Here is a 16,039-nt window from a genome sequence, read left to right as displayed (position 1 = left end):
ATTGATTAAGTGCCGTAATAAGAACAGTGATTCACATATAACAGTCATTTTCATCTCTATGGCAGCTGATGTTCTCTATACAAGCTCTTAGATCAAATAAAAAGAAACATGATTGTTTAGGCTATATGGTCTTCTTTGGGAATATCATTGTTTTCCTGTCTGATGTAGTAACCGCCTTTAGTTGCGACAGCAATGACCACCGTCAGTACAGCTGCAAGTAATGCCGCGAAGAATGCTGCGGTACTCGCAAGGAAAGGACCCATGAATCCTAAAGCGGCAATTGTGCCGAGACCACTCGCAACTATCAGTGCAGTAACGCCGACCGGATTCCATCTGAACAGATTAGACTGTCTGGCTTCATAGTAAGCAGGCCCGATTTTCAACAGTCTTTTGACTATCACTGCATCTGCGACCAGCACCGATGCCCATGACAGCAGGAACACTCCCTGGAATGTCAATGCCGTATCCAGGTTCTCCGTAATACCGCCAAGCATCAAAATAATAGCGACCGCCCCGCTCACAACGACCCAAAAACGGCGTCCCGGCCTGAAGTTCGCTATGTTTTCAAAGAAGTTTGATAATGACAACGAACTGCTGTAAATGTTCGTTACATTAATTCTCAACTGAGTGATCAGCGTGAACAGGGCCCCGCCGATACCCAGCAGGTGAACGATATAGACACCCGGGTTGGGTTCTGACAGCAGAACACCGAACCAGATGCCCAGGCCGCCCATGATTCCATAACAGAAAATCTGTGGAATAAAACCGATTGCCACTGTAGCTTTCATATCTTTCGGTTTAAGGAATCGTGCGTAGTCTGAAGGTATCAGAGCTGTCAGGCCCATGATACCGTGGTGCATACCGATACATAATAATAAAGCTGTACCGCCAACCTGCACGCCTTCCGGCATATAAGTAAAGACATTTCCAGTGTATTCAGGCGTCACAAAAAACGCCATGATAATTGCTGCAGCTAAAAAGACAAAAAATATTGGTAAAGACCACTTTTGCAGTTTATCCAGCTGTTTGATTCCAAACCAGTTAAGCGGTATAACTACTGTTCCAAAAACAATAATATACACCCACATAGGAATCGCAGGGAAAAATTCATTCAAAGCATATACAAGTATCATACCTTCTAAAGCACAATACATAATAAAGTTCGATGCATATATCAGAGAAGTCAGCGAGGCGCCAATATAACCGAATCCGCCCCCTCTGGACAGTAAATTGACATTCAAGCCACTTTTAGCAGATAAATATGAAATATATGTACTCAAAATCCCTGCTACGACAATCGCATATATTGATGAAATAATTGCGTTGATCGCACCAAACTGTAATGCCATCACACTTCCCAGCTGAAAATAAAAAATCGCCGTAGCGATTCCGAATGTGATATTGGTTATGCTTAACCAACCCATATTTCTTTTGCTTCTCGGGACTCTCTCTAATGAATAATCATCACTTTGTCCCGTTTCTTCTACAAGTTCATGTGTACTGATGTATATCTACTCCCTCATAATAATAATTTATAAATGAACCATTAATATGTGTAAGTATTCACATCCTTATTACGACTGCGATTCTAACTATAGCATTAAGCTAGGGTTTAATCAAACCTTCTTGAGCACTAAATTTAAACTAAATAATTTTATTTAAATTTTCTAATAAAGGTATTTATTACCATAAATGTAGTATGATTTACTATATAATCATCTATTTAAAATAATTAATAATTGGAGTTGAAACTATTGAAAAAATATCTGCTCACCGGTGGTTTATCAGTTGTCTTAATGTTGGGCGCATGTGGGGAGACCCCCGGGGCCAGTGAAGAAGCAGAAGCCGAAGAGAGCGCAGAGCAACCAGAAAATGAAGCCGCAGAGGACAATTCAGAAGCGCTCCAGGAACTGAGTGCCGAGAATGATTCATTGCAAAACAGAATCGTCGAATTGGAAGAAGAAAATGAGGACGTTGAATCATTACAGGATAGAATTACAGAATTAGAGACGGAAAATGAAGCGCTCGAAGAAATGGCTGAGAGCGATGCTGAAGCTGAAATAGATGCGGCTGAAGAAGATGAGCCGGCAAGCGATTCAGAAGATAAAGCTGATGGATCCGAAGAGGAATCAAGTTCTGACTGAGAAGGCACCCGTTCTGATCCGAGGACAATTGGCAGTACTGCACAATTGGATGTAACAATTAATGGAGATGATTATGATGATCGATATGAAGCAGTAGTCAATTTAACTGTAAATGATATCATAATCGGTGATGAAGCATACGATATGTTATTGGCTGAAAATCAATTTAACGACCCTGCTCCTGAAGGTTATCAATGGGCTTTGATAAATGCTTCAATTGAACTTGTTGAGTCTGAAACTGATGATTATGCTTATTATGTAATGGACCACTTTAAAATAGTGGAGGGTGATGGTTCTTCTGCACCTAGAGAAAGTGCAGTGCCCCCTGATGAATACGGAAGTGAAGATATATATTCTGGCGGTACAAGCTCAGGATATTCGTCTGTATTAATTCCGGAAGATAACGACTTTTTAATTAAGTATGAAGGATTTTCTTCCAATACAGTATTTTATAAAATCAATTAACAGAAAAAAGCTATCCAGAATTCTGGATAGCTTTTTATTATTGATTATAAATGGCTGATTACATCATGCCCGGCATTCCGCCGCCCATGCCGCCACCCATATCAGGGGCGCCGCCGCCATTTTCGTCCGGAATGTCTGCAACGACTGCTTCAGTCGTCAGGAACATCGCAGCAACAGAACCAGCGTTCTGAAGTGCTGAACGTGTCACTTTTGTCGGGTCGACGATTCCTGCGTCCACCATGTTTACCCACTCGTCAGTTGCAGCGTTAAAGCCGTAACCTGCTTCTTGGGATTTAAGTTTTTCAACAATTACAGAACCTTCTAAACCAGCATTTTCAACAATCTGACGTAACGGTGCTTCGAGTGCTTTAAGCACGATGTTGATACCTGTCTGCACATCGCCGGATTCCTGAAGTCCTGCAACTCTTTCATGAACCGCCACCAATGCTGTACCGCCGCCGGATACAATACCTTCTTCAACAGCTGCACGTGTTGAGTTCAATGCGTCTTCAATACGGAGTTTACGCTCTTTCATTTCAGTTTCAGTCGCAGCACCTACTTTGATAACTGCCACACCGCCTGAAAGTTTCGCAAGTCTCTCCTGTAGTTTCTCTTTGTCGAAGCTTGAAGTCGTTTCTTCAATTTGTGATCTGATCTGGCCGATACGAGCTTCAATATTATTTGTCTCTCCGGCACCTTCAACAATTGTCGTATCATCTTTGGATACGTTCACTCTTGAAGCATTACCGAGCATGTCGATTGTCGTATCTTTCAGTTCAAGTCCTAAATCTTCAGTAACAACCTGGCCGCCAGTCAGTATCGCAATATCTTCAAGCATTGCTTTGCGGCGGTCACCGAATCCAGGTGCTTTAACAGCAATTGCTGTAAACGTACCGCGCAGTTTGTTCAGCACGATATTCGCCATTGCATCGCCTTCAACATCGTCAGCGATAATCAGGATCGGACGTGACTGCTGAACGACCTGCTCCAGCAGCGGAAGAACATCCTGGAAGTTTGAAATCTTCTTATCAGTGATCAGAATATAAGGATTCTCAAGATCAGCGACCATTTTCTCGGAATCTGTCACCATGTAAGGTGAAGTGTAACCGCGGTCAAACTGCATACCTTCCACTACTTCAAGTTCAGTTTTGAATCCACGTGACTCTTCGATGGTGATTACGCCGTCTTTCCCTACTTTTTCCATAGCTTCGGAGATGTACTCACCGACAACAGGGTCATCTGCTGAAATCGCACCGACCTGGGAGATGGATTCTTTGTCCTGAACCGGACGGGAAATATTCTGAAGCTCTTCAACTGCAGCTTCAACCGCTTTATTGATACCGGTACGGATACCTACAGGATTTGCACCGCTTGTTACGTTTTTAAGACCTTCCTGAATCATTGCCTGAGCAAGAACTGTTGCCGTTGTCGTTCCGTCACCGGCAATTTCGTTTGTCTGGTTCGCAACTTCAGCAACCAGTTTTGCACCCATGTTTTCATATGCATCTTCAAGTTCAATTTCTTTTGCAATCGTCACACCATCATTTGTAATCAATGGTGATGTGAACTGTTTATCCAAAACAACGTTACGGCCTTTTGGCCCCAATGTCACTTTTACTGCATTCGCAAGCTTATCCACACCGTCCAGCATGGACTGGCGTGCATCTTCTGAAAATTTAATTTCTTTTGCCATTACTTCTGCCTCCTAAAAATTTGAGTGGTTTTATTTTATCTTTTACTCAACGATTGCTAAAATTTCATTATCAGCTAAAACTAAATAGTCTTTGTCTTCATGTTTTATTTCAGTACCGGCAAATTTGGAGTAGACGACTCTATCTCCTGGTTTTACCTCTACTTCCAAACGAGTACCATTGTCCAGGACTTTACCTGCACCTACTGCAACAACAGTACCTTCCTGAGGTTTCTCTTTCGCTGAATCTGTTAAAACGATACCGCTTTTGGTTGTTTCCTCTTTTTGAGTCAAATCAATCACTACACGATTTCCTAAAGGTTTTAACACTTTAATGTCCTCCTCTTATTTCATCATTGCAATTATTATTTTAGCACTCTACTCGCTTCAGTGCTAACAATTAATATAATAATCAAAGAAGGTCAAAATTGCAAGTGTTTTATATTGCTTTAAGTTGACTTCGATTTCATGTAAAATAATTTTATTGCCATTGGAGGGAATCGCTTGAAGAAACTTTTTAGAAATCGACAAATTAACAGTGCTTTAATTTTACTGATATTCATCGGCGTACAGCTCGCTGTCATACCTGTGGGTATTATAATGGGGGTTACGAGCCCCGAATTAAGTCCTGAGGAACTGATCACTTCAGTCATTCCTTATCAATTCATTGCATTTTTAATTGGTACAATACTCGTTATCATTATCGGCAGTCTTCACCAAAATAAAAATGCGATTGAAAGAGGCCCACAGACAGACATGCCTGTCACTCTCGTCTGGATTGTCGGTGGTGTTATACTCGCGTATGCATCACAGGTGATTGCAGGTATGATCAATGTTTATGTATTTGACAACCCGTTGGAAAGTCAGAATACAAATGAAATCATTGAGATGATCGAGTCCATGCCTCTGATGATTTTAGTCGTTGTAATACTCGGTCCGATCATAGAGGAATATGTATTCAGACGTGCAATATTTGCTGAGGTCTACACACTATTTCCAATGAAAAATCCAGGGTATAAAGTCCTTGCTTTCTTAGTGGCCGGTTTAGTCAGCGGTTTAATATTTGCTGTGGCTCACTTTGACTTTACCCATATCATCATATATCTGGCAATGAGTTACGCATTCAGCTTCTTATACGTCATTACAGGACGACTGCTTGTACCTGTTATCATTCATATAATAATGAACGGTCTTGTTGTCGGTATTCAAATCATCCTGGGCGATCGGTTAGATGAACTTCAACAACTTCAGGAAACAATCGGTATTGTATTTTCAACTGTAAGAAATATTTTATTCTAAAATTATAATGCACAGAAAAAAAGACTGGATTTTTCCAGTCTTTTTTTCTGTGTTCCTAGAATCCCCGGCCGGCACCGCCACCGCCGCCGGATCCTCCGCCGAAACCGCCGAATCCCCCGGAACCGCCGCCTGAACCAAAGCCGCCACCACCGGAAGGCGGGAACAGTACTACAGGACCGCCCCGTCTTCTTCTCGTGCGTCTGTTTCTGCCGCCCGGCCCGCCTGGGCCTCCTGAGTTATTCGAAAACATTTTATATAGAACATATATTGCAACCATCATGAATAAAATTCTGGCAATGATATTAAACAAGCTGAGTTCACCGTCATCATCAGCAGGCTCTTCACGGGTAAACTCCCCATCCGTAAAGCCGTACGCATCCAATGACTCCTGATATATTGCATTGTATAAATTTACTAAACCTTCTTCATAATAAGCATTTGCTGCACTTTCATCATCCGCTTCTGCTGCACTTTGGAAACTTTCCATCGCAGTATTATCAATAATTCTGCCAATTTTAGCATCATTCAGGTATCCCTCGACACCGTATCCCACTTGGATATCAACACCCCGATTATTAAATTCGTTACCGTTGTCCAAGTTTAAGAATATGACGATTCCGTTATCATGCTCTTCTTTACCAACGCCATACTCTCTCAAGACTCTGAGCGCATAATCCTGACGGTGCTCCTGACCGACACTCGGCATGGTCATGAGGAGAAGTTCTGCCCCCGTCCCTTCCTCAAGATGCTCACCCAAGTCATTCAATGACTCTGTCGCTTCCTGGCTCAGAATATCGGCATGATCCTGCACAAAATAGTTGTTTGTATCAATTTCCGGCAGGTCCGTTCTTGCAAAGGCATCCGGGCTAAAAGATAAAGAAAGTAACACTGCCGCTATGATTAAAAACCAGCGTTTCATTATTCATCACCAGAGTCGTCTCCACCTGAATCAAAATTGACTTCAGGCACCTCATCTGCAGAATCATCCGCTTCGAAGTAGGGTTTTTCTTCAAAACCGAAAATTCCGGCGATTAAATTACCGGGAAATGTACGTGTATTTCTGTTATATTCCTGGACAGTAGTATTGTAATCCTGTCTCGAAACAGCAATCCTGTTTTCCGCACCGGCAAGTTCATCACGCAATCCTGTGAACTGCTCACTCGCCCGGAGTTCGGGATAGTTCTCCGCAACAGCAATCAGCCTTGACAGGGCTGATCTCATGTCTGAATCCGCTTCAGACACTTCTTCCATGTTGTCAGCATTCGTTATGTTGCTTCTAGCGTCAGCAATATCTGTGAATACTTCCTCTTCATGATCCGCATATTCCTGAACCGTATTAACGAGATTTGGAATCAGATCGGCACGCCTTTGCAGCTGGGTATCAATATTGGATTCTGCATTATTCACATCTTCATCGAGATTAACCAGTGAGTTATACCTCGGAACAATTAAAATTGCGATGAGAATAACGAGACCAATGAAAATCCCTGTTGGAATTAAATATTTTTTCATGTTCGCTTCCTCTTTCCATTCAATAAACTTCATTTAAAATTATACATGAAAAATTAATTCCGCTCATCATTTAACACTTTTTCACACGCAGATATAATTTTCTTTAAAACTTGTATACGGGCATACTTTTTATTATTCCCCGGGATGATATGCCAAGGTGCATATTCTGTACTGGTCTTTTGAATCATATCTTCACTCGCTTCAAGATACTGATCCCATTTTTCACGGTTTCGCCAGTCTTCCTCAGTAATCTTCCACTGTTTTTCAACGTTCTCTTCTCTCTCTTCAAAACGTTCCAGCTGTTCATCTTTATCCAGTGACAGGAAAAATTTCAGAATGACTGCGCCTGAATTATAAAGTGATTTCTCAAAATCTTTGATTTCATCATAAGCCTGAGTCCATTCTTTCTGACTCGCAAACCCTTCCACCCGCTCAACCAGCACTCTGCCGTACCAGCTGCGGTCAAAAAATCCTATATGTCCGCTCCGGGGTATGTCCGTAGCAAAGCGCCATAAATAATGATGAGCAAGTTCAATATCAGAAGGGGCGCTGACCGCATTGATTGTATAGCCTGTCGGATCCAGCTGCTGGCGTGTGCGCTTGATATTACCGCCTTTACCTGCGGCGTCCATCCCTTCATACACCAGAATCAAAGGAATTTTATGCTGATACAGCTGAAACTGAATATCCCGCATTTTTAACTGTAATTCTGGAAGAATTTCTTTATATTTCTTTTTTGATATTTTTTCTTTATCGAAATCGAACGTGAAAAGCTCCGTCTCGAAATACTTGGTGAAATCACTGACGATTCTTTCCACAGGTGTCGTACGTTCTTTCTCAATCCTGTCTTCGAGAGTATTTATGATGGTCTTAAACATTGTATTGATTGCTCCATTTTTATCTTCGAAATCAATTTCAGTCCATGGAATCTGCTGTTTTTGATCGATGAAACCCTGCATTTCTTCTTCATAATTAAATAGTTCAAGGTGTTCTTCAAATTCTTCAGCTTTCCACTTTAAAGTCGGATTGTCTTTTAATTTATCCAAATGTTTCTTTCTGACTTTTTCCGATGTATTCACATAGAATTTTATAATTTCGTAGCCGTTCTGCTGAAGGGTCTTCTCAAAGTTCTCCATATCCGTAGATATCTCTTTAAAGTCAACCGCAATATTATCGGTTATCTCTGCTTCCTTATATTCGATATATTGTGCGTACCAGCTTCTGAAGTGGATATTCACATCTCCTGATTTAGGCAGATGATTCCAAAATCTCTGCATGAATGGATAACGCAGATCAATATCCCTCGGGGGTCTTGTTGCTATGAAATCTGTATATTTTGCATCGAGCGCCATATAGAGTGCATTGGACAAACGTGACTTTCCGGAAGCCGGCGGTCCTTCAATAATAATCATCACAGGAATGTCCATCTCATGTGTTTTCCTTGTAACCTCTCCAATTCTAAACTCCAGTTCTTCATCTATTTCAATCATATTTCTCCCCCTAACCACTAGGTATATATATACCCTTTATTTTAATAAAAATAGCATAATTCATAAATTAGGAGCTATCAAATTTTAGATTGTCAACGGGTGGTTATGATAGAATATTTATGAATAACAATAAGGGGGAAACAAAATGGTCACGAAGTTTCAGGACTATAAATATGAAAGACCCGATTTAGAAAAGATATCAAAAGAAGTATCCGGGCTGATTGAAAAATTTGAGGATGCAAAAGATGCGAATGGACAAAGTACAGTCATAGACGAATTGAACAAGATTTTCAACCATGTGGATACAATGGTCACACTCGCCCATATCCGTGCATCCATCGATACTAAAGACGAGTTTTATGATGCAGAAAGAAACTTCTTCGATGAATATGATCCTGTCATCACAGAAATAAACAACAAATACTACGATGCTATCGTAAACAGTGACTTCCGTTTCGAACTTGAAGATCTATACGGCAGACAGCTTTTTGCTCTTGCTGAAAACCAGTTGAAAAGTTATGACCCTGCAGTGAAAGAGTTGATTCAGGAAGAAAATCGTTTATCCACTCAGTATTCCAAACTGTTGGCAGGTGCTGAAATTGAATTCGACGGTAAAACTTTAAACCTCTCAGAGTTCAGCCCATATATGGAAGACCCTGACAGAAGCGTCCGTAAAGCCGCAACCGAAGCTGTACAGGGCTTTATGGGAGATAACCTGGAAACTATAGATGATATTTACGACCAGCTTGTAAAAACAAGAGATGAAATTGCCAAGGTGCTCGGTTATCAGGATTTTATCGAACTTGGCTATGTAAGAATGAACCGAATCGACTATGACCGCGATATGGTAGAAACATTCAGAGACCAGGTTGCAGAGTATGTCGTCCCTGTTGTAACAAAACTTAAAGAACGTCAGGGTAAACGTATCGGATTATCCGAACTGAAATCATATGATGAATCATTCGATTTCCTTACAGGTAACGCGGCTCCGAAAGGCAAAACAAAAGATATCATGAAAAACGGTGCGAAAATGTATAAGGAACTGTCACCGGAAACAAATGAATTCTATACATTTATGACAGAACGTGAATTGTTTGATGTCGAAGCCAAGAAAGGTAAAGAAGGCGGCGGATACTGCACATTTATCCCTGAATATGATTCACCGTTTATATTCTCAAACTTCAACGGTACTCTGGGCGATGTCACTGTGCTGACTCACGAAGCCGGCCACGCCTTCCAATCATATATGTCACGCGGTTTCGATGTCCCTGAGTACCAGTTCCCGACACTTGAATCTGCTGAAATTCACTCTATGAGCATGGAATACTTCACTTACCCATGGATGGATTTATTCTTCGGGGAAGATACGGATAAATTTAAATTCTCACATCTGGCAAGTGATATTTCATTCCTGCCATATGGTGTTGCAATTGATGAATTCCAGCACATCGTTTATGAAAACCCTGAACTTACACCAAAAGAACGTCGTGATGAGTGGAAGAAACTAGAGCATAAATATTTACCGCATAGAGATTATGATGGTATCGAACCACTCGAAAGCGGTTCGTTCTGGCACTATCAGGGCCATGTATTCGGTGCGCCATTCTACTACATCGATTACACGCTCGCACAAATCTGTGCCATCCAGTTCTGGAAACGTGCCAAAGAAGATTTTGATGGTGCCTGGAAAGACTACCTTGCATTATGTAAGCTCGGCGGGTCACTGCCATTCAACTCTTTAGTTGAGGCAGCAAAACTGAAATCACCATTTGAAGAAGGCAGCTTGAAAGAAGTGGTTGAGGAAGTCAGCGATTATCTGGATTCCATTGACGATACACAGCTGTAATAAAAATCTTAAAGACAGGATGAAATCTTTTAATGAGGTTTTACCCTGTCTTTATTTTTGTATTAAAGTTCATCACATGTCATCGTTTTGCGTGCCATGATACGAGGTCAGATTCATTCTTATATTGTAATTCAAGATATACAAAAAGCGAGTGTGATTCATGAGGATTCACACTCGCTTAAATATTGAAGTTATTTATTATTCGTTGCCGGGTCTTTTTGTTAAGAAAAATAAAATTCCTCCGGCTAATAGTAATACGACACTATAGAGCGAATTATATTGGTTTGTATCTCCCGTATTTGGCAAAGTGTCTCTATCAGAAGATGAGGAGATCACGCCTGATTCATTTTTGATTTCCTCTTCAATTTCTAAAATTTCCTCTTCTGTCATATCATCTTCTTCGACAATTTTGGAAGTCATGATACGGTTAATTCTTTTGTCCAATTCTGAGTAATTTTCTTCTGTACTTCCCGGTTTTATATCAATACCGTTTAAAATATTCCCATAGTTATAGCGATACAGCTTCTTACCGGCTACACCCGACTTTTTATTTTGCTGGACTTCAGTCTGCTGTTCTTCTCCACCGGTTTCATATCCACCTTCGATTACCCGGTCAGTCTGAGTCGCCTCATCAGTATCTGAAGCACCGTAGTCCACCTCTTGATCGTTTGGTCCTGATGCAGCGCCGCCGCTGCCGTGTGGAAGATCTCCTGCTCCAGGTTCAGATGATTGATTTTGCTGGTTTCCATTAGTCTGGTCACCTTCATTATTTCGGTCTTCTGTATTACTATCATCTGATATTTCATTACCAGTCCCAGGATCTTGTCCTTCGACTTCAGTGCCGCCCTCAGACGATTCTTCACCGCCTGAACCATCTCCTGCATCAATTCCGCCCGTGTCCCCGGTACTTTCATCGGACTCTGGAGCTTCTTCAATTGGTGCATTTTCGTTCACATCATCATTGATGTTCTCATTGTTTTCAGGCTCTGCCTGTTCATTATCATTGTTGTCATTATCTTGTTCCTCAGGATTATTTTGATCATCCTCAGGCATAGTTTCCGGGTTTTCTTCTAACCCACCATTGTCACCACTACCGTCATCATTATTCTGGTCTTCTTCTTCCGACGGCGCTTCCGGGCTGTCTCCGCCAAAGTCTTCTTCAGGTACTAGAAGTTCATCATCAGATTCTGTTTCAGTACCGGATTCATTTACCGGTTCCTCTTCAGCACCTGGATTTTCTTCATCGGTTCCATCCAAATCGCTTTCCTCGCTGTCGACTTCATAAGTTTCCTGCTCAGTCACAGGCTCTTCTCCAGTTTGTGTTTCACTGTCCTGATCAGTTTCTGTCGTTTCTTCTATATTTTTTGTCTAAAAAAAATAGCATAAAAATCTAGTTATCCGCATAAAAACTGGACTTATCACACTTTATCAAGGTCAAAACCACTCAATTTACTACTAATTTACTACTTATGAATGAGCTTTGATACGACGATTTATCCTTGAAAAGTGAAGATATAAAGATACTTCCAATAAAATTTGAATATTTAATAGGTAGACACTTCAAAAAATGAGGTGTCTATTTTTTTACCCGATTTTGAAAGGAAGTGAACTTATGAAAACAAAAAATCAAGAATCAAAAGGTCGTTCCCCACTCTTTAAGACCATCAAACATTCATTCAGCCAATAAAAAAGAAAGGATAGGTAAAAATATGGAACTTAAATTTGTGATTCCCAACATGGAAAAAACATTCGGCAATTTAGAATTTGCTGGCGAGGATAAAGTCGTTCAGCGAAGAATCAACGGACGGCTAACTGTCTTATCAAGAAGCTATAATCTCTATTCTGATGTTCAAAGAGCAGATGATATTGTGGTGGTGCTTCCTGCTGAAGCTGGCGAAAAACATTTCGGCTTTGAGGAACGTGTGAAGTTAGTCAATCCACGTATTACCGCAGAGGGCTACAAAATCGGCACTCGTGGTTTTACAAATTACCTTTTACATGCTGACGACATGATAAAAGAATAAAGAAAGAGAGGAAAAATGATGAGATTAGCAAATGGCATTGTATTAGATAAAGACACGACTTTTGGAGAATTGAAATTCTCTGCTCTACGTCGTGAAGTGAGAATCCAAAATGAAGACGGGTCGGTTTCAGATGAAATCAAGGAACGTACCTATGACTTAAAATCCAAAGGACAAGGACGCATGATTCAAGTAAGTATTCCTGCCAGCGTGCCTTTGAAAGAGTTTGATTATAACGCACGGGTGGAACTTATCAATCCCATTGCGGACACCGTTGCTACTGCCACCTATCAAGGAGCAGATGTTGACTGGTATATCAAGGCAGACGATATTGTGCTGACAAAGGATTCTAGTTCATTCAAAGCTCAACCACAAGCAAAGAAAGAACCGACACAAGACAAATAGTCGCTAGGTAGAAAGGAGACTTTTTCGCATGAAACAGCGTGGTAAAAGGATTCGCCCATCTGGTAAAGATTTAGTCTTTCATTTTACGATAGCGTCACTCCTGCCTGTTTTCCTGCTGGTTGTCGGACTGTTTCATGTGAAGACAATCCAGCAGATCAACTGGCAGGATTTTAACCTATCACAAGCAGATAAGATTGACATTCCCTATTTAATTATCAGTTTCAGTGTCGCAATTCTTATCTGCTTGCTGGTAGCGTTTGTATTCAAACGGGTTCGCTATGATACGGTTAAACAACTTTACCACCGTCAAAAACTGGCAAAGATGATACTTGAAAACAAGTGGTATGAATCTGAACAGGTCAAAACAGAGGGTTTCTTTAAAGATAGTGCTGGTCGTACAAAGGAAAAGATAACCTACTTCCCTAAAATGTATTATCGACTTAAAAATGGCTTGATACAGATACGGGTGGAAATCACGCTGGGAAAATATCAAGACCAACTCTTACACTTGGAAAAGAAATTAGAGAGTGGCTTGTACTGTGAGCTGACGGATAAAGAGTTAAAGGATTCCTATGTGGAATATACTTTGCTCTATGACACCATAGCCAGTCGTATTTCTATTGATGAAGTAGAAGCTAAAGATGGTAAACTTCGCTTAATGAAAAACGTATGGTGGGAATATGATAAGCTCCCTCATATGTTGATTGCTGGTGGTACAGGTGGCGGTAAAACTTACTTTATACTGACACTGATTGAAGCCTTGCTTCATACAGATTCAAAACTGTATATTCTTGACCCGAAAAATGCTGATCTTGCGGACTTAGGTTCTGTGATGGCAAATGTCTACTATAGAAAAGAAGACTTGCTTTCTTGCATTGAAACATTCTATGAAGAAATGATGAAACGTAGTGAGGAAATGAAGCAGATGAAGAACTATAAGACTGGCAAAAATTATGCTTACTTAGGTCTCCCGGCACACTTCTTAATCTTTGATGAATACGTCGCTTTCATGGAAATGCTGGGAACAAAAGAAAACACCGCAGTTATGAATAAGCTGAAACAGATTGTCATGTTAGGTCGTCAAGCTGGCTTCTTTCTAATACTGGCTTGTCAACGTCCAGACGCAAAATATTTAGGCGACGGAATCCGTGATCAGTTTAATTTCAGAGTGGCTTTAGGTCGTATGTCTGAAATGGGCTATGGCATGATGTTTGGCAGTGACGTACAAAAGGATTTCTTCTTAAAGCGAATCAAAGGTCGTGGCTATGTTGATGTAGGAACAAGTGTCATATCAGAGTTTTATACTCCCCTTGTACCAAAAGGATATGATTTCTTGGAGGAAATTAAAAAGTTATCCAACAGCAGACAGTCCACGCAGGCGACGTGCGAAGCGGAAGTCGCAGGTGTGGACTGATCTTGCTGGCTGGTGTGGCAATAGCCACGCCAGCACTTAACCCCCCGTATCTAACAGGGGGGTACAAATCGACAGGAAACAGTCAAAAAAACATTAGAAAATCCTTTGGTTACAAGGGATTTACAAAATTTCAGCGTATGTCAAATGGGCTTTAAAAGTTGACATACGCCTTTTTGATTGGAGGGATTTTTACTGAATGAACAAACTTGGTTACAGCATTTAAAAGAAAAACGCTTGGCTTATGGACTATCTCAAAACCGTTTAGCTGTTGCGACTGGTATTACAAGGCAGTATCTAAGCGATATTGAAACAGGAAAAGTCAAGCCATCAGAGGATTTACAGCAGTCCCTTTGGGAAGCTCTGGAACGCTTCAATCCCGACGCTCCCCTTGAAATGCTGTTTGATTATGTAAGAATTCGCTTTCCGACAACAGACGTACAGCAGGTGGTCGAAAACATCTTACAACTGAAACTGTCCTATTTTCTTCATGAGGACTATGGTTTCTATTCTTATTCAGAGCATTATGCTTTAGGCGACATATTCGTCCTTTGCTCCCATGAACTGGACAAAGGAGTTCTGGTGGAATTGAAAGGTCGTGGGTGCAGACAATTTGAAAGCTATCTTCTGGCACAACAAAGAAGCTGGTATGAGTTCTTTATGGACGTTTTGGTGGCTGGCGGTGTGATGAAACGCCTTGACCTTGCCATTAACGATAAGACAGGGATTTTAAATATCCCTGTACTCACTGAAAAGTGCCAACAGGAAGAATGTATCTCCGTCTTCCGCAGTTTTAAAAGCTATCGCAGTGGCGAACTGGTACGCAAAGAGGAAAAGGAATGTATGGGAAACACCCTCTATATCGGTTCATTACAAAGTGAAGTTTATTTCTGTATCTATGAAAAGGACTACGAGCAGTACAAGAAAAATGATATTCCCATTGAAGACGCAGAAGTAAAAAACCGTTTTGAGATTCGATTGAAAAATGAGCGTGCCTATTATGCAGTCCGTGATTTACTCGTCTATGACAATCCAGAGCATACCGCCTTTAAAATTATCAATCGGTATATCCGTTTTGTAGATAAAGACGATTCCAAACCTCGTTCTGATTGGAAACTGAATGAAGAATGGGCTTGGTTTATTGGGAACAATCGTGAACGATTAAAACTAACCACAAAACCAGAGCCTTACTCCTTCCAAAGGACGCTGAACTGGCTATCTCATCAAGTTGCCCCGACCTTAAAGGTTGCGATTAAACTTGATGAAATCAACCAGACGCAGGTTGTAAAAGACATTCTCGACCATGCGAAACTGACAGACCGACACAAGCAGATTTTGAAGCAACAGTCAGTAAAAGAACAGGACGTGATAACAACAAAAAAATAACTCAAATACAAATTCATTGAATATAGAGAGGAGAACATTTTTATGAATTTTGGACAAAACCTTTATAACTGGTTTCTATCAAACGCTCAATCACTGGTGCTTTTAGCAATCGTTGTGATTGGCTTGTATCTTGGCTTCAAGCGTGAGTTTAGCAAACTGATTGGCTTTTTAATTATTGCGATTATTGCGGTTGGCTTAGTCTTCAACGCTGCTGGAGTAAAAGACATTTTACTAGAGCTATTCAATCGCATTATTGGTGCTTAAATAAAACCGTTCTTTTGTGGAATATAAGTGGTTTTCTTATGTTCCGCAAAGGAATGGTACACCAAACGAAGTGCGGTAGGGATTTTTGAATCTCTACAAAGAAAGG

The 16,039-nt window shown here is 40.9% G+C and carries 16 protein-coding genes; 9 read left to right on the top strand and 7 right to left on the bottom strand.

Going from position 1 to position 16,039, the window contains the following annotated elements:
• Positions 1-116: 116 nt before the first annotated feature.
• Entirely contained in the window at positions 117-1,511 is a 1,395-nt protein-coding gene (locus tag BO48_RS10965; RefSeq protein WP_496367543.1) for a purine-cytosine permease family protein, read from the bottom strand.
• A gap of 243 nt (positions 1,512-1,754) precedes the next feature.
• Here BO48_RS10965 and BO48_RS10960 point away from each other — a divergent pair, with 243 nt between their 5' ends.
• Positions 1,755-2,144 (top strand): hypothetical protein, encoded by a 390-nt coding sequence (locus tag BO48_RS10960; protein WP_496367493.1) that lies wholly within the window; start codon positions 1,755-1,757, stop codon positions 2,142-2,144.
• A 45-nt stretch (positions 2,145-2,189) separates the two neighbouring features.
• Positions 2,190-2,609 carry a hypothetical protein gene (locus BO48_RS10955; RefSeq protein WP_496367492.1) on the top strand — a complete coding sequence of 140 codons (420 nt, stop codon included), beginning with the start codon at positions 2,190-2,192 and terminating at the stop codon, positions 2,607-2,609.
• A 58-nt stretch (positions 2,610-2,667) separates the two neighbouring features.
• On the opposite strand, the gene groL is transcribed toward BO48_RS10955, so the two are convergent.
• Together groL and groES are read right to left on the bottom strand one after the other, a co-directional pair.
• Positions 2,668-4,302 (bottom strand): chaperonin GroEL, encoded by a 1,635-nt coding sequence (gene groL / locus BO48_RS10950; protein ID WP_496367491.1) that lies wholly within the window; start codon positions 4,300-4,302, stop codon positions 2,668-2,670.
• Between the two features lie 42 nt (positions 4,303-4,344).
• Positions 4,345-4,629, bottom strand: a complete 285-nt coding sequence (groES, locus tag BO48_RS10945; protein WP_496367490.1) for a co-chaperone GroES — start codon at positions 4,627-4,629, stop codon at positions 4,345-4,347.
• Between the two features lie 174 nt (positions 4,630-4,803).
• Here groES and BO48_RS10940 point away from each other — a divergent pair, with 174 nt between their 5' ends.
• Positions 4,804-5,598: a CPBP family intramembrane glutamic endopeptidase gene (locus BO48_RS10940; RefSeq protein WP_496367489.1), complete on the top strand. Its 795-nt coding sequence runs from the start codon at positions 4,804-4,806 to the stop codon at positions 5,596-5,598.
• A 55-nt stretch (positions 5,599-5,653) separates the two neighbouring features.
• Here the strand turns inward: BO48_RS10940 and BO48_RS10935 are convergent, their stop codons facing one another.
• Genes BO48_RS10935 through BO48_RS10925 form a run of 3 tightly spaced genes read right to left on the bottom strand, consistent with a single transcriptional unit; the run spans position 5,654 to position 8,600 of the window.
• On the bottom strand, positions 5,654-6,517 hold the full coding sequence (locus BO48_RS10935; RefSeq protein WP_496367488.1) for a TPM domain-containing protein: 864 nt from the start codon (positions 6,515-6,517) through the stop codon (positions 5,654-5,656).
• Positions 6,517-7,143, bottom strand: a complete 627-nt coding sequence (locus tag BO48_RS10930; RefSeq protein ID WP_496367487.1) for a LemA family protein — start codon at positions 7,141-7,143, stop codon at positions 6,517-6,519. The genes BO48_RS10935 and BO48_RS10930 overlap by 1 nt, the downstream gene beginning before the upstream one ends.
• Before the next feature lie 20 nt (positions 7,144-7,163).
• A complete protein-coding gene (locus tag BO48_RS10925) occupies positions 7,164-8,600 on the bottom strand; it encodes a phosphate--AMP phosphotransferase (RefSeq protein WP_496367486.1) in 1,437 nt (478 codons plus the stop codon).
• Positions 8,601-8,745: 145 nt separating this feature from the next.
• Between BO48_RS10925 and BO48_RS10920 the strand changes: the two genes are divergently transcribed.
• Positions 8,746-10,446, top strand: a complete 1,701-nt coding sequence (locus BO48_RS10920) for a M3 family oligoendopeptidase (protein WP_496367485.1) — start codon at positions 8,746-8,748, stop codon at positions 10,444-10,446.
• Between the two features lie 198 nt (positions 10,447-10,644).
• On the opposite strand, the gene BO48_RS10915 is transcribed toward BO48_RS10920, so the two are convergent.
• Entirely contained in the window at positions 10,645-11,748 is a 1,104-nt protein-coding gene (locus BO48_RS10915; protein ID WP_496367484.1) for an LPXTG cell wall anchor domain-containing protein, read from the bottom strand.
• 407 nt (positions 11,749-12,155) lie between these two features.
• On the opposite strand from BO48_RS10915, the gene BO48_RS10910 reads away from it, so the two are divergent.
• The 5 genes from BO48_RS10910 (at position 12,156) to BO48_RS10890 (ending at position 15,933) form a co-directional block, all read left to right on the top strand.
• Complete coding sequence (locus tag BO48_RS10910; protein WP_000420682.1) at positions 12,156-12,470, top strand: YdcP family protein; 315 nt, start codon at positions 12,156-12,158, stop codon at positions 12,468-12,470.
• 18 nt (positions 12,471-12,488) lie between these two features.
• The gene (locus BO48_RS10905; RefSeq protein WP_001234286.1) at positions 12,489-12,872 is read left to right on the top strand and encodes a YdcP family protein; all 384 of its coding nucleotides are present in this window, start codon (positions 12,489-12,491) and stop codon (positions 12,870-12,872) included.
• A 28-nt stretch (positions 12,873-12,900) separates the two neighbouring features.
• Positions 12,901-14,286: an FtsK/SpoIIIE domain-containing protein gene (locus BO48_RS10900; RefSeq protein ID WP_000813488.1), complete on the top strand. Its 1,386-nt coding sequence runs from the start codon at positions 12,901-12,903 to the stop codon at positions 14,284-14,286.
• Between the two features lie 177 nt (positions 14,287-14,463).
• The gene (gene mobT, locus BO48_RS10895) at positions 14,464-15,669 is read left to right on the top strand and encodes a MobT family relaxase (RefSeq protein ID WP_000398284.1); all 1,206 of its coding nucleotides are present in this window, start codon (positions 14,464-14,466) and stop codon (positions 15,667-15,669) included.
• Between the two features lie 42 nt (positions 15,670-15,711).
• Positions 15,712-15,933, top strand: a complete 222-nt coding sequence (locus BO48_RS10890) for a hypothetical protein (RefSeq protein WP_001009056.1) — start codon at positions 15,712-15,714, stop codon at positions 15,931-15,933.
• The last annotated feature ends 106 nt before the right edge of the window (positions 15,934-16,039 follow it).

The organism is Lacicoccus kunmingensis DSM 17847, assembly GCF_059568765.1.
Note: the sequence above shows the minus strand (reverse complement) of the source record. Positions and strands in the feature narration are given on the sequence as shown.

Bases quoted from the DNA above. Each gene is read 5' to 3' on its own strand.
- BO48_RS10935 (WP_496367488.1), bottom strand. From the start codon at position 6,517: ATGAAACGCTGGTTTTTAATCATAGCGGCAGTGTTACTTTCTTTATCT.
- BO48_RS10930 (WP_496367487.1), bottom strand. From the start codon at position 7,143: ATGAAGTTTATTGAATGGAAAGAGGAAGCGAACATGAAAAAATATTTA.
- groL (WP_496367491.1), bottom strand. From the start codon at position 4,302: ATGGCAAAAGAAATTAAATTTTCAGAAGATGCACGCCAGTCCATGCTG.
- BO48_RS10905 (WP_001234286.1), top strand. From the start codon at position 12,489: ATGAGATTAGCAAATGGCATTGTATTAGATAAAGACACGACTTTTGGA.
- BO48_RS10890 (WP_001009056.1), top strand. From the start codon at position 15,712: ATGAATTTTGGACAAAACCTTTATAACTGGTTTCTATCAAACGCTCAA.
- BO48_RS10900 (WP_000813488.1), top strand. From the start codon at position 12,901: ATGAAACAGCGTGGTAAAAGGATTCGCCCATCTGGTAAAGATTTAGTC.
- BO48_RS10925 (WP_496367486.1), bottom strand. From the start codon at position 8,600: ATGATTGAAATAGATGAAGAACTGGAGTTTAGAATTGGAGAGGTTACA.
- BO48_RS10910 (WP_000420682.1), top strand. From the start codon at position 12,156: ATGGAACTTAAATTTGTGATTCCCAACATGGAAAAAACATTCGGCAAT.
- BO48_RS10920 (WP_496367485.1), top strand. From the start codon at position 8,746: ATGGTCACGAAGTTTCAGGACTATAAATATGAAAGACCCGATTTAGAA.